We start from the raw sequence: 12,792 nt of genomic DNA, 5'->3' as shown, positions 1-12,792 counted from the left end.
GCTCTTTCAATTTGACAACGCCAAAATTTTTGAGACATTTCAATATAAATTTAAAAGGCAACCGCAACAAAAAAGGAAGAAAAACCCTAATAAATATAACCTAGAAGACGCTTTATCTGTGGTTGAAATCTGCGATAAAATATCAATCTAGGGTTTGCGGCAAAAAGTACGGGCGAAGCATTCGGATAGAAAATCTCCGGTTTCACCGATAGGTTATTGCCCGAATGCTTCGCCCCTACAGGACGCGGGCCGATGAAAACGCAAGGTTTTGAAGCACAATTCTCTCAAAATCTTGCACCTGTACTGATTATTGATTCTCCCTTTTACCTGTCCTGATATGTAGCCTATAGTCAACGGATTTAGAGTTAATCTTCTCTCACCGGTGGCTTAACTAAAGGGGAAACCACCATATTTATTGATAATTATATCTATGGTTTCCATAATTGCGATCGATTCTCCCAAAATGGAGATAATTTGTTGATAATGTTCTAGGTCATCGTAGCTAAGGTGGCGACCTTTGCGGTCTTTTAGCCACTTCTGACACACTTGATAACCGCCGATATAAAAGTTCCAAATTTGGGGCGGAATCCCCGCAAAATACTGGTCAGAATTAATCAAAATTTGTTGTTTATTTTCGTTATATTTCACCTGTTCGACTAGATTAGAACCCGCCACGGGATAGCTACTAATTTCTTTTCCCGTCCCTTTCATCAAGTGTAACTGCACTAATCTGTCACCTTTTTTGACTAATTCCCAGAATAATTTTTTATTACTGGTTAGGGGAACACGAGGAAAGTCTATTTTTAAAAATTCGGCGTAACGTTGGCGATATTGGGGAGAGTGAAAGACAGCATAGATATAGTTAAAAATGTCTTCCGGTCCAAAGGTTTTCTTTTCGTCTCCTTTGCCATCACTGATAAATTCTAAGTCAAGTTTTGCCGAAAGTTCCTTAATAAATTCTGGTGCTAGATTGGGACGGCGAGACATTCCCATGTCTTTCTCTGCCTGAGTTTCAGGATAACAATATAATGGCATAGTGTATCCTCTTTCTCTACTTTTGTTTGAAACATAGGAATCGTCTGTAAGCTGATTAGTAATTAAAATATGTTGCCAAGTTTCACTGACTATTTGTCTGCATATATGAAATCCTAAATTATTTTCTTTTAGGTGACGCATAGTATCAATTCTTGCTCTACAGTGAAACCCACCTGAATTACCTGTATAATAGGTATATCTTTGATCAAAAGGTCTATATGAAATGGGTAAGAGGTTATCTTTAGATAAATTTGATTGCTTAACATCTTTCTGTGCTAAATCTATCTTCCAATCTTGAGAATCTTTACCTAAATTATATTTAATCCTAGCTTGTTCTGGACTGAGCTTGACAAAATCATTGATTATATCCCAAATTTCTTTTTTATTCCATTGAATTGTTAAACTATCTCTAGCTGTGACGATACCAACACTATTAATTGGCATAATTTCAGTAATCTTCCAAAATTGATCGTATTCCGAGCGCAGATTAATATTCTGAGGTTTAAATAGATAAAAAGGAGAATCAGGTTGTAATTCTTGCCAAGAAGTAGAACAAAGATCATTTTCCTCTAACCAGTGATACTTACCACCGACAATAACTTGATTCTCAATCATCTCTCTTTTGCCCCATAAATCAGCATGATAAACTTTAGCTAAATTTGAAGAACCATTGTGATATTTAATAAAAATACCAATAGCTACACCTTGCTGAATATCAAACACATTTTGATCCGGTGAACCGTCGGGACAAGCTTCTTTTTTCTTACTGTTGCCGTGTAAATCGAGGATATAAATATCATCAAAAGTTTTTAATAAACTTTGACGCATTCCCCGAAAAGTTGGGTTATCCAGATAACCATGATTAGTAACAAAAGCTAAAATTCCGTAACCAGTTTTCTCGATGCGCCATTGACTAAAGCGAATAAATTTTACATAATCATCATTTAACCATTTGGGATTTTTTTCGCCTAAAGGTTGCTCATCTACTTCAAAATAACTAGCAGTTTTTTCTCCAGAAATAATATCTTTTCCCTTCAATAATTCCTTAATCCATTCTCCTGTATTTACGGAATGTCCAGAGTAGGGAGGATTACCAATAATCACCATAACCGGATGTTCTTGCTTAACACCTTGCGCTGACTCTGCTTCATCGCGAATACGATTTAAAAAACCATCAGCAGGGGGAATTTGAAAAGCTTCCTGTAGGGTGTTGGTGAGATAGATTCCCAAGCGTTCATCGGCACTAAAATCATAGCCTAATTCCTGAAGTTGTAAACCTAATTTCATGTGTGCTACGGTGTAGGGAGCCATCAGTAACTCAAACCCAAAGAGACGGGGTAATAAATGTTTACTGACATAACTAGACCACATCCCTTTCTGTTGACGAAAACTATCATAGATATGGTCGATAACAGAGTGTAAAAAAGTCCCAGTTCCCACAGCAGGATCGAGGATTAAAACCTGGTGAACTTCCTGAGTTTCTTGGCTATTATTAGGATTTTTAATCGTAATTTTTTTGGCATCGGCCAAACCTTTAGGAATCTGAAACTTATTTTTTAGAATATAGTCCACACTGCGAACCATGTAAGAAACCACGGGTTCAGGGGTATAATAAACACCCCTAGACTCACGCATTTTACTATCGTATTCGGCTAAAAAAGTCTCATAAAAGTGAACCACAGGATCCTGCTTGCGCGTGCGTTTTCCAAAGCTGCTAAGAATTCCCTCCATGTCCGTTTGTTGTAAAATAGTGGCTAGAGTATCCACGGCCCAAGTAATCCGCTCATCTAATTCTGTACCAGCAATTTGATGAAAAATTCCCCGCAAAAAAGGGTTAGTTTTTGGGAGGCGAAATGCTGCCGTTTCCCTGGAAAAAGAACTTATTTGATCCGTATTACAGCGTGCCGCAAATAAACCATAACAGATTGTTTGTGCATACATATCGGCAAACTGCGCTTCATTGAGATCACTAATTAAAACTCGTTGAAAAGATTGCAATTGTTGCCGCAACATTCCCCCGCAATCTTGATCTTTTAAAGCTTGACCGATTGCATCTCGAATTAACTGCGCTAAAGCGGCCATTTTTTTCGCCAATTCTCGCGGGGTTGTTATCTGAATAACTTTTGAGAGGGAAAATTGATAGAACAATTGTTCTACTTGTAAAATACCCTGGGAATCAGGTTTAATTTGCTTTTTTTGATTAAGAGTTGCCACGGCAGCTGATAGACGCAATTCTCCCGATACATACCAACGAAATTCTAAATGATCGGTGATAATTAAATTACCCAAAGCCTGTAAATAACGTTTTATTTGGGGAGTATTTTCAATCTTTTTGAGAGAAGTTCCGATATCTTTTGCTTCCAGATGGCCAATTTCTACTATACCCTGATTAATCACAAAATCTGGAGCGCCACAAGCAATCCTTTTGGGTTCATTGAGAGCTTGTAGGTTATTATTTAGGGATTCAATTAATTTTTTTAAAGCAGGACGATAACTGTGTTCTGTGGCCTTACCCTGTTGATAAATGCCTGTGATTTCCTCTAGATATTTTGGCAGTGAATTACTCATTATCGTTGCCACATACAAACGTTCTCCTATAGATAAAATATAACCTCATTTAGCCCCAATGTCCACTGAGATGCCCTCATCCTGCTTTATCCCTCTCCTCAAGGATACCAAAATTAGCTAAAATGAAATAATAGGCGATAATCTCATCTCAACAACTTCACCAAAATATTAACGATGGTCAAAGCATCATCTCCCTTATCTCTAGAGCATCTCTATCATGTTCCCACCTACACTATAGCCGATACTGCGCGCTATCTCCATATTCCTTTACCCACTCTGAGAACGTGGGTACGAGGACGCACCTACCCCACTAAAAAAGGACAAAAAGAGTTTTTACCCCTCATTCAACGACCTAATCCGAATATTCCGCAACTTTCCTTTACTAACTTAGTGGAAGCGCACGTTTTAAGAGTTATTCGCAAAGTTCATAACATCCCTCTCGATAAAGTTAGACTGGCACTAGACTATATTAGTGAACAATTTAACACCGATCATCCTCTGGTTCAAAAACAATTTAGTACCGATGGAACTGACCTTTTTATTGAACAATTTGAACATTTAATTAATGCCTCCCGTTCGGGACAATTGACGATGAAACAATTCTTAAATAATCTCTTAACTCGTATTGAATGGGATGAACAAGATATCGCCACACGGCTTTTTCCCACTATCGACATAAATGGGCAAGACTTCAGCGATAAAGTCCTAAAGATAGACCCGAATATTTCCTTCGGAAAACCCGTGATCACAGGAACAGGAATTCCCACTAAAGTTGTCACAGAACTTTATGATGCGGGGGACTCTATAGAAGATATTGCCAATGATTATAATTGTCAACCTTGGCAAATTGAAAAAGCGATTTTATTCGAGTGCAATTGGCAAGCGGCATGACCTATCAATACACCTATTTTATAGACCGCGCTTTAGGAAAATCTATCGGTGAAGCTTTGCAAGAAATAGGGGTTAAAATTGAATTTCATCATGCCCATTTTGCCCCAGATGCACCGGATACGGAGTGGCTACCTATTGTTAGTCAAAGAGGATGGATAGTATTAACTAAAGATGTAAACATTGGTAGAAATATTTTAGAAGTTCAACAGATAGCCCGTTATCAGGCTCAAGTATTTGTTCTAGTTTCTGGCAACTTACCTCGTCAAACCATGATTAATATTTTTGTCGAAACAATCGATAAAATCGAAAAAATAGTTCAAGGTAATCAAGCCCCTTTTATCGCCAAAATATACCAAGATTTTTAAGTAAAATTGTGGAAAAATAAAAATGAATTAACCAGAATAATAGAAACTATGTAAAACTTATTAAAATATTTTTTATTCAGTAAAAAATTACAGCTAAATTTGTTGACAATATTCTCACCATTACCTTTGAGGCAATTGTCGAAATTGTCTGAGCAGTGAACCGGTTTAATCAACTTCTTAATCCCCCCACTTGCTGTTAAATCTATCTCCGTTCACTTCACCCAGGGGAAGGGGGGACTTCTGGCGAGATTTGAGTTAAACTAGAAAGGTTGACTATTGACAAACATCGATCGCACAGGAGTAAATTATGTCTAGAGTCTGTACTATGACGGGGAAAAAGGCCAATAACGCCTATGCGGTGTCCCACTCCCACCGTCGCACCAAAAAATTACAAGAAGCTAACCTACAATGGAAAAGAGTTTGGTGGTCGGAAGGCAACCGTTGGGTAAAACTACGCATCTCCACCAAAGCTATCAAAACCATTGAAAAGAAAGGATTAGCCGTCTTCGCTAGAGAAGTAGGCTTAAACTTAAATTTGTACTAAGCGAGTAGTTCATGAGTGGAGACGAATCGGCCTTATTGTTGACTCCTCTGCTTTTGATTATTAAGTATTGCAACAGGCCGTGATCTGGGGTGAAAACTACCTTTAAGATTAAAAACTTAAAACGACCTGTTCAGGAGAATTTCAATGTATTCAACCCTATTAATGGCCGCCACCGCCGTACAAGGTTCCAGCGAATGGAGTCCCAAAGTGGCGATTGTCATGATTATCTGCAATATTCTCGCTATTGCTTTCGGTAAAGCGACTATTAAACAACAAAATGTCGGTCCTGCTTTACCTTCCCCCGCTTTATTCGGTGGTATGGGATTAGGCGCTTTACTGGGTACTACCAGTTTTGGTCATGTCCTCGGCGCCGGTGTCATCCTCGGTCTTTCCCGTCTGGGGGTTATCTAAATATGTTTTGATTTTCTCAATCGGTGGCCAAAAGTCACCGATTTCTTTTGTGAAAAATTCTCGACTATATAAGTAGGTAGGCGTTAAAAATTATCAGACACCCCCGTTATCAAGGGTAGGGTTGATTCATGAATCAACCCTACCTTATCAAGGGGGATCAAGGGGGGATATAGGGGGGATTTAATTAGAACCAGCTACTTAATAAATATGACTCTACCTCAAAAAAATTCTTTTTGGTACGATGAGCGATTTCAGAAGATTTTTCTACAGGTAATTATTCTGCTAATTGTCTGCCTAATTTTCTGGTTTTTTGGTCGCAATTTAGTGATTAATTTCCAACGTTTGCGCCTAAGTTTTGGCTTTGGCTTTCTCTTTGATCCTGACCGACCAGCCTCTTTTGCGATTGGTGACTCTCCTATTGCCTACAGTCCCACCGATACCTATTTTCGCGCTCTTTTGGTGGGATTGCTTAATTCCCTCCGCATTATGATTAGTGGCATATTTTTGGCGATTAGTCTGGGAATAGTCATCGGGTTAGGTCGCTTGTCGGATAATTGGTTAATTCGTCAGTTGGCAACAATTTATGTGGAAACTATTCGCAATACTCCTTTATTATTACAATTATTTTTCTGGTATTTTGCTGTGTTTCTGAAACTGCCGAAAATTGAGGACTCTCTAGAGTTTTTTGGCAGGGTATTTTTAAATAACTCAGGAGTCTATTTACCTTTTCCTGCCAATAGTTTCAGGACATGGTTAGCCTTAGCTATAATGATTTTAGGAATAATTATCTCAGTATTTTTATACCTAAAAAATAAACTTGGTTTATGTCTAACTAGCCTACTAATCCTAGTTATAATTCCTCTAATCTGGGGTTTACAATGGCAAAGTCCCCAAGTTAATCCTCTTAATCAAAATATTGACTTCGGTTTACATCTTTCTTCTGAGTTTGCTACTCTCCTAATCGGTTTAACTGTTTATACAGCTGCCTTTATTGCGGAAACGGTACGGGGAGGGATTCAATCGGTTAATCGGGGACAATGGGAGGCAGCTAAAGCCTTGGGATTAAAACCTTTATTAGTGATGAGATTAGTAATTTTTCCCCAAGCTTTGCCGGTGATTATTCCTCCTTTAACTAATGAATGTTTAAACCTTGTTAAAAACTCTAGTTTAGCGATCGCTATCGGTTATAATGATATTTATGCTATCTCTAGTACCATCGCTAATCAAACAGGAAAAGCTGTAGAGATGTTAATAGTAGTTATGGCCACCTATTTATTCTTTAATCTGGTGATTTCTCTGGCTATGAATCAATTAAACCAACGGGTAAAAATTCAGGAAAGGTAGCCTAACGCACCAGAATTTAGCGATAAATTAATTAATGAGCATTAGCAGAATATAAAGCGGTGATAATTGCTGTCACCGCAGGACTAAGACTAGATAAAACCACCACGGAAGCGGTGGCAATGATGATAGTAGTAGCCATTCTCACCATACCATCTGTACCTTTTTGATAGGCATCAAATTTATATTCTAATCGGTCAACTTTTTGACCAAGTTCTTCTCGCAATTGAATCAACGCTTCTCTGATGTCATCATTACTGGGATTTTCGGGAATTTGCATAACCTTAATTAGCAATCAACTAACAACTGCATATATTATAGCAGTTCTTAGCCATAAATTACAATTTTTTATCAGGAGGAGGAGTCAATCGCCAACGCACTAAAAAACTATCAATACTTTCTAAACATTCCAAGTCATCTTTAGGTAAATAAGAATCTTTTAACAAGAAAGAAAAAGCCTGCTGAAACTCTTGACTATCAGCTTGAATCGGACTAGCAAAATGACAAGGAATAACCTGTTTAATCGGCCATTGAGAAATTCTATCAACCCATTGACTAACCTCGTCAGTAGTGCGATTAAGAATCAAAGTTTGCAAAATTGGGGCTACTATTAACCTCCCCTCGCGACGCAAATTTAAAAAAGTCCTTTGCCAATCATCACCCCATTGAAAAGGGAATAAACCAAAATAGGCTTTTTTACTCTTTTCCTTAGCAGTAAAAGCATCTCGAAAGACCTTAATCCAATTGGGAACAGCTAAAACAGGAGGTTGAAAATAAAGAGCAAAAAGACAAATTCTTTGCCAACCCCGACGGCGATTTTCTGGGGTATCCTCCACCAAATCCTTAGCCGTATTTTTAGCGTGAAACAGCAGCGGATAGGGGTCTAATTCTAAAATAGCGGGGGGATTTTCTGGGATAGAAATAATGCCATCAGTCAGCAGCAGAGTTTGAGAGTAGTGATGAAAAAAAGCCACCTCCGAGAAGTATCCCACATTCAGATCGATTGCGGGTAAAATTTCATAACTAAAATCTTTTCCTAAAGGAGTAGTTGCCGAGTCAGCAGGTAAAATTTCCGTTCGTTTTGCTGGTAAACCCAACCAACTCAAAGGTAAATTAAGAGGAAAACTCCATTGATTAGGAGCAACATAAACTATAGCCTTAGGAAAATAACGGGCAAAAGGACCCACAAAAACCTTATGTTCAATCCCAGAAATCGTCGGCAAAATAATATATTTAACTTCCCCGTATTCACTTTCCAACTCACGCATTAAGCGAATACATTCAGGAGTCGGGGCCACAGGTGCATAAACAAATAAACCCCCAGATGCTAACTTAATTACCGTCATGCGAATCGGCACAACCACATAAAAAATACCCTGCAATTGCTCAAATGTCCAGAGCGTATCTTTCACCACTTCTTGGCGAATTGTCCGTCTTTGACCGTAGGGATAAAGTGGTACAATTGGCCAAAAAGGCCATGATAAATCTTGCGGAGTTATTGCGGCTTTTGTCATCGTCTGATTCTATGGCTGAAAATCTCTATTTTAGTTATCATAAACCCTTCTAATCCCCATGACTAATAAACTGCCCATTGATTCTTTGGTCAATACTTGGAATAGTCTCACGGGGGAAGTGATGAAAAGACTCCCCATCGACCAGTTGACTAATACTGTCCTCCAGTGGTTTAGTGTCAGTGACACTCAAGTGGCGGAAATTTTAGAAAAAGTCCGTCAAGAATTACCCACCACCGAGGCGCTATTAATCGGTAAACCGCAAACGGGAAAAAGTTCGATTATTCGGGGAATAACGGGAGTTTCGTCGGAAATCGTCGGGCAAGGTTTCCGTCCCCACACCCAAAACACCCAGCGCTACACCTACCCCGCAGAAGATTTACCCCTGTTGATTTTTACCGATACGGTGGGGTTAGGGGATGCCTATCAACACACAGAGACGATAATCGCGGAATTATTAGCAGATTTAGCCGAAAACACGGGACGCGCCCAGGTTTTTATCCTGACGGTAAAAATTGATGATTTTGCCACCGATAGCCTTCTGGAAATTACCAAACAACTGCGGCAAAAATACCCTAAAATCCCCTGTTTACTGGCTGTAACCTGCCTTCATCAGCTTTATCCTCCTAATACCGCCGATCATCCCCCTTATCCTCCCGATTTCGAGGATATCAATCGCGCCTATCAAGAAATTAAAGAAACTTTTAAGGATTTATACGACAATTCTGTGCTAATAGACTTTACCCTAGAGGAAGACGGTTACAACCCTGTTTTTTACGGTTTAGAGGCATTTAGAGACAATTTAGCCGATTTATTGCCAAAAGCCGAAGCTAACACCATCCACCAACTTTTAGATCGGGAAACCAGCGATAAATTAGGCCATCTCTATCGGGACGTGGCCCGACGCTATATGTTAGCCTTTTCCGTCATAGCGGGAACCTTGGCAGCGATTCCCTTACCCTTAGCGACTATGCCCGTGTTAACCGCCCTACAAGTGTCAATGGTGGGGGTTTTAGGTAAATTATACGGTCAAGTCTTAACCCCATCCCAAGCCGGTGGAATCGTCAGTGCGATCGCTGGCGGCTTTTTAGCCCAGGCCATCGGTCGGGAATTAGTGAAATTTATCCCCGGTTTTGGCAGTGTTATCGCCGCTTCTTGGTCCGCTGCCTATACCTGGGCCCTGGGAGAGGGTGCTTGTGTCTATTTTGGCGATTTAATGGGGGGTAAAAAACCCGATCCTAAGAGGATTCAAAGGGTGATGAAAGAGGCTTTTTCTGCTGCCCAAGAAAGATTTAAAAATGTCGCTACGGGAGGAGATAAAATGTAGTTATTAGTCCCTTAAGTGTTGGAGATGAAGCAGCCTAAGACAAGTAGCATATCTTCAAGTTAGCGAGATTTTAGTAATATTGGTCAGCTTTAGCTCCACTGGAAATTTACTTGGACTTCTGAACCAGATCGATGGTTCAATACAGTTTAATATATCCCGTTCAAGACATATCAAAAATGTGCCATCAGTTTCAGTGAGTAGCAGTATAATGGCTTTATGCAGTTTGACTGGGATAAAAATAAGGCAGAACGCAATCTATCAAAGCAGCCAGTCTCATTTGAGGAAGCAAAAACTGTTTTTGATGATTCTCTCTATGTTGAATTCTACGATACAGATCATTTAGAAGGAGTTGATATTATGTTAGTTAAAGGAATTAAAAAAGGCAAAATTATTGAGTTATTAGAGGAAGTTGATTTTCCCGATAATGAAGAGATATTAGTAGAAATTAGAGAGGTTAATGATTTTTGGTCAGCCTTGCAAGATTTTAGGCAAAGGGTAGATTTGGCAAGTCTTGATGATGATACTTTTGATAATTTACGGGACAAGTCAACGGGGAGAGATGTTCATTTATGACTCTCAAGTATTTACTAGATACTAATGTTTTGTCAGAGGCTAAACGACCTCAACCTAATCAGAAGGTCATGACAAAGCTCAGGTTATCTAAACGGGAAATAGCCACAGCTACTCTGGTTATCCATGAGCTATTATTTGGTTGTTTTCGACTTCCTTTGTCCAAAAAACGCCAAGACCTAGAAGATTATGTAAATAATGTTATTTTAGCCAATCTACCTTTATTCGATTATGACTTAAAATCAGCCCAATATCACGCACGGGAAAGGGCAAGGTTATCTAAAGTTGGTAAGAGTCCTGCCTTTGTCGATGCTCAAATAGCGTCTATTGCTTTTACCAACAATTTGACTTTAGTTACCAATAATGTTGACGATTTTAAAGATTTTCAGGGTTTAGTGATTGAAAATTGGTTTCTCTAATCTAGGGTAAGTGCATCTTGACAATCCTTGACAAAATGAAGTTTATTGAGGTTGCTTACCCAGAGGACAATTCAGGCATATTTGCTTATAATTTGCCATCTCAATTGTTAAGCAATAATCGACCAAATGGGTCGAGTTCGTAACTTTTATGATTGACTGGTATTACTTGAAATGCCTACACAGCAAGCGACTCACAAAATTGGCCAATTGTCAATAGCGTTTGAGATACGCTCACCCTGTCTTTTTAATCTACCCAGAGAGTTTACCAGTATCATGATATAACCTCACTTAAACTATTGATTTCTCACTCCTTTTTCTCTGTTCCCTGTTTTCTCAAACAAGAGACTTGGTACTTCAACAGGATGAGAATTGCTATAATTGAATTAATAGTTAGGGGACAAAATTATCCAAAAAGAACACAATGACATTTTCACAACGAAAAAATATTCAACCGACGGAGGTTCCTGTCCAGATAGATTCTATGGATAGGGGATTGCGTAATGGGTTATGGTCTGCTATATCATTAAAATTTGTAGAACCGGGTTCTTTGTACTACGTCCAGAAAGGCAATTGTCGCCATGAGATTGTCTTAAGGCGGTTATGGCATAATTATTTTAAGATGCCACTTGATGAATGCCCAACTTCTTGGCCTAAACTTGTTGAATTTATCCGTGAGCGCTTTTTCCAGTTTAAGTGGAACGAGGTTTACGATTTCATCGAATGCCTGATATCTTCTTTTGACGAAAAGGACGAAAACATAGTTAGGAGTATGACCGAATTTATGAACAGTGTTATGGAACGAGACAACTGTGGCTATAGAATTGTTGATGGAAAGGTGGCAGACTTAATTGATGAACATACAAGAGATTCTATTGAAAATGCGGCAAACCAAAATCAGTTTGCTGGTGCTGCCACGCATATAACAACATCCGTTAGCTTTCTTTACGATAGAGAAGACCCAGATTATCGTAATTCAATAAAAGAATCTATATCTGCGGTTGAATCTGCCTGTAGAGACTTTACGGGTGATCCAAAAGCTACACTTGGGAAATCAATCAAGAAAATTGAAGAAATGGGGTATCTTCATCCTGTCCTAAAGGAGGCTTTGTCCAAGTTATATGGATACACAAGCGATGAATCGGGAATACGCCATGCACTGACTGATCATAGCGCCGTAACAAAAGATGATGCGGTATTTATGCTTTCGGTTTGTTCAGCATACATTAATTATCTCATAGCCAAAAGTGCCTCAAGGTGATGGCGTTGTAGCACCTTAAACCCTATACTTTACCCACAGTTAAAAACGAAAGGAAAAAGGCAGTAAATCCGAGAGATTAAAACAATAATTTTGCTGAGTTCCACAGATAATAATCTCCGCTTGAGGTGCTAATTCGGCTATCCATTGACGACAGGCTCCGCAGGGAGTTAACTGACTAATATCATCCTTCCCATCGATACAGGCTATAGCGATCGCCCGTACTTTTCGATCGCCCGCTGCGATTATTTGCGCTAAAGTTGCCCTTTCCGCGCACAAACTCAAGCCATAACTAGCGTTCTCTACATTAGTACCAGCATAAATCTTTTTATTTGTCAAGACCGCTGCCCCCACCCGAAAACGGGAATAGGGAGAATAGGAAAGTTTCGCCACTTCCCGAGCAGTGTCACAGAGTTGTTGTCTTTCTTGGTCAGATAGGGTCATCGGCAGACAATAGCAGGGAGTGGGGAATTGGGGCATTGGGATCTGGGGGGTGGGCAGATTTCTGAGTGAACTGATAACTGATGCATGATAACTGACTGCTAACCCAATGGT

The 12,792-nt window shown here is 39.3% G+C and carries 13 protein-coding genes and 1 pseudogene; 10 read left to right on the top strand and 4 right to left on the bottom strand.

Going from position 1 to position 12,792, the window contains the following annotated elements; genetic code table 11:
* Window positions 1-387 precede the first annotated feature (387 nt).
* Complete coding sequence (locus IQ242_RS06025; RefSeq protein ID WP_193959355.1) at window positions 388-3,603, bottom strand: type ISP restriction/modification enzyme; 3,216 nt, start codon at window positions 3,601-3,603, stop codon at window positions 388-390.
* A gap of 174 nt (window positions 3,604-3,777) precedes the next feature.
* On the opposite strand from IQ242_RS06025, the gene IQ242_RS06020 reads away from it, so the two are divergent.
* From IQ242_RS06020 to IQ242_RS06000, 5 genes are all read left to right on the top strand, one after another.
* Window positions 3,778-4,494, top strand: a complete 717-nt coding sequence (locus tag IQ242_RS06020; RefSeq protein WP_193959354.1) for a DUF433 domain-containing protein — start codon at window positions 3,778-3,780, stop codon at window positions 4,492-4,494.
* On the top strand, window positions 4,491-4,859 hold the full coding sequence (locus IQ242_RS06015; protein WP_193959353.1) for a hypothetical protein: 369 nt from the start codon (window positions 4,491-4,493) through the stop codon (window positions 4,857-4,859). Before IQ242_RS06020 ends, IQ242_RS06015 begins: the two co-directional genes overlap by 4 nt.
* 307 nt (window positions 4,860-5,166) lie before the next feature.
* On the top strand, window positions 5,167-5,403 hold the full coding sequence (gene rpmB / locus IQ242_RS06010; RefSeq protein ID WP_002732080.1) for a 50S ribosomal protein L28: 237 nt from the start codon (window positions 5,167-5,169) through the stop codon (window positions 5,401-5,403).
* Window positions 5,404-5,547: 144 nt separating this feature from the next.
* Window positions 5,548-5,814 carry a photosystem I reaction center subunit PsaK gene (gene psaK / locus IQ242_RS06005; RefSeq protein ID WP_002734065.1) on the top strand — a complete coding sequence of 89 codons (267 nt, stop codon included), beginning with the start codon at window positions 5,548-5,550 and terminating at the stop codon, window positions 5,812-5,814.
* A gap of 207 nt (window positions 5,815-6,021) precedes the next feature.
* Entirely contained in the window at window positions 6,022-7,158 is a 1,137-nt protein-coding gene (locus tag IQ242_RS06000; protein ID WP_193959352.1) for an amino acid ABC transporter permease, read from the top strand.
* A gap of 31 nt (window positions 7,159-7,189) precedes the next feature.
* On the opposite strand, the gene IQ242_RS05995 is transcribed toward IQ242_RS06000, so the two are convergent.
* Both IQ242_RS05995 and IQ242_RS05990 read right to left on the bottom strand, forming a co-directional pair.
* Window positions 7,190-7,435 carry a hypothetical protein gene (locus tag IQ242_RS05995; RefSeq protein ID WP_004157920.1) on the bottom strand — a complete coding sequence of 82 codons (246 nt, stop codon included), beginning with the start codon at window positions 7,433-7,435 and terminating at the stop codon, window positions 7,190-7,192.
* Window positions 7,436-7,493: 58 nt separating this feature from the next.
* The gene (locus tag IQ242_RS05990) at window positions 7,494-8,669 is read right to left on the bottom strand and encodes a DUF4336 domain-containing protein (protein ID WP_193959351.1); all 1,176 of its coding nucleotides are present in this window, start codon (window positions 8,667-8,669) and stop codon (window positions 7,494-7,496) included.
* A gap of 58 nt (window positions 8,670-8,727) precedes the next feature.
* Between IQ242_RS05990 and IQ242_RS05985 the strand changes: the two genes are divergently transcribed.
* The 5 genes and pseudogenes from IQ242_RS05985 (at window position 8,728) to IQ242_RS05970 (ending at window position 12,240) form a co-directional block, all read left to right on the top strand.
* Window positions 8,728-9,993, top strand: a complete 1,266-nt coding sequence (locus tag IQ242_RS05985; RefSeq protein ID WP_193959350.1) for a YcjF family protein — start codon at window positions 8,728-8,730, stop codon at window positions 9,991-9,993.
* Window positions 9,994-10,209: 216 nt separating this feature from the next.
* Window positions 10,210-10,293, top strand: a pseudogene (locus IQ242_RS27015) (hypothetical protein); the annotation flags it as partial.
* 57 nt (window positions 10,294-10,350) lie between these two features.
* The gene (locus tag IQ242_RS27010) at window positions 10,351-10,566 is read left to right on the top strand and encodes a hypothetical protein (protein WP_024970209.1); all 216 of its coding nucleotides are present in this window, start codon (window positions 10,351-10,353) and stop codon (window positions 10,564-10,566) included.
* A complete protein-coding gene (locus IQ242_RS05975) occupies window positions 10,563-10,982 on the top strand; it encodes a type II toxin-antitoxin system VapC family toxin (RefSeq protein ID WP_008200920.1) in 420 nt (139 codons plus the stop codon). Before IQ242_RS27010 ends, IQ242_RS05975 begins: the two co-directional genes overlap by 4 nt.
* Window positions 10,983-11,403: 421 nt before the next feature.
* Complete coding sequence (locus tag IQ242_RS05970; protein WP_193959348.1) at window positions 11,404-12,240, top strand: AbiJ-NTD4 domain-containing protein; 837 nt, start codon at window positions 11,404-11,406, stop codon at window positions 12,238-12,240.
* A gap of 39 nt (window positions 12,241-12,279) precedes the next feature.
* Here the strand turns inward: IQ242_RS05970 and cdd are convergent, their stop codons facing one another.
* Window positions 12,280-12,681 carry a cytidine deaminase gene (cdd, locus tag IQ242_RS05965; RefSeq protein ID WP_193959356.1) on the bottom strand — a complete coding sequence of 134 codons (402 nt, stop codon included), beginning with the start codon at window positions 12,679-12,681 and terminating at the stop codon, window positions 12,280-12,282.
* Window positions 12,682-12,792: the final 111 nt, after the last annotated feature.

Source organism: Microcystis sp. LEGE 08355 (assembly GCF_015207185.1).
GTDB classification, from domain to species: Bacteria; Cyanobacteriota; Cyanobacteriia; order Cyanobacteriales; family Microcystaceae; genus Microcystis; species Microcystis panniformis.
Note: the sequence above shows the minus strand (reverse complement) of the source record. Positions and strands in the feature narration are given on the sequence as shown.

What these genes read in the sequence shown, in the direction of transcription:
- IQ242_RS06025 (WP_193959355.1), bottom strand. Translation starts at nt 3,603, where the DNA reads ATGAGTAATTCACTGCCAAAATATCTAGAGGAAATCACAGGCATTTAT.
- IQ242_RS06020 (WP_193959354.1), top strand. Translation starts at nt 3,778, where the DNA reads ATGGTCAAAGCATCATCTCCCTTATCTCTAGAGCATCTCTATCATGTT.
- IQ242_RS06015 (WP_193959353.1), top strand. Translation starts at nt 4,491, where the DNA reads ATGACCTATCAATACACCTATTTTATAGACCGCGCTTTAGGAAAATCT.
- rpmB (WP_002732080.1), top strand. Translation starts at nt 5,167, where the DNA reads ATGTCTAGAGTCTGTACTATGACGGGGAAAAAGGCCAATAACGCCTAT.
- psaK (WP_002734065.1), top strand. Translation starts at nt 5,548, where the DNA reads ATGTATTCAACCCTATTAATGGCCGCCACCGCCGTACAAGGTTCCAGC.
- IQ242_RS06000 (WP_193959352.1), top strand. Translation starts at nt 6,022, where the DNA reads ATGACTCTACCTCAAAAAAATTCTTTTTGGTACGATGAGCGATTTCAG.
- IQ242_RS05995 (WP_004157920.1), bottom strand. Translation starts at nt 7,435, where the DNA reads ATGCAAATTCCCGAAAATCCCAGTAATGATGACATCAGAGAAGCGTTG.
- IQ242_RS05990 (WP_193959351.1), bottom strand. Translation starts at nt 8,669, where the DNA reads ATGACAAAAGCCGCAATAACTCCGCAAGATTTATCATGGCCTTTTTGG.
- IQ242_RS05985 (WP_193959350.1), top strand. Translation starts at nt 8,728, where the DNA reads ATGACTAATAAACTGCCCATTGATTCTTTGGTCAATACTTGGAATAGT.
- IQ242_RS27010 (WP_024970209.1), top strand. Translation starts at nt 10,351, where the DNA reads ATGTTAGTTAAAGGAATTAAAAAAGGCAAAATTATTGAGTTATTAGAG.
- IQ242_RS05975 (WP_008200920.1), top strand. Translation starts at nt 10,563, where the DNA reads ATGACTCTCAAGTATTTACTAGATACTAATGTTTTGTCAGAGGCTAAA.
- IQ242_RS05970 (WP_193959348.1), top strand. Translation starts at nt 11,404, where the DNA reads ATGACATTTTCACAACGAAAAAATATTCAACCGACGGAGGTTCCTGTC.
- cdd (WP_193959356.1), bottom strand. Translation starts at nt 12,681, where the DNA reads ATGACCCTATCTGACCAAGAAAGACAACAACTCTGTGACACTGCTCGG.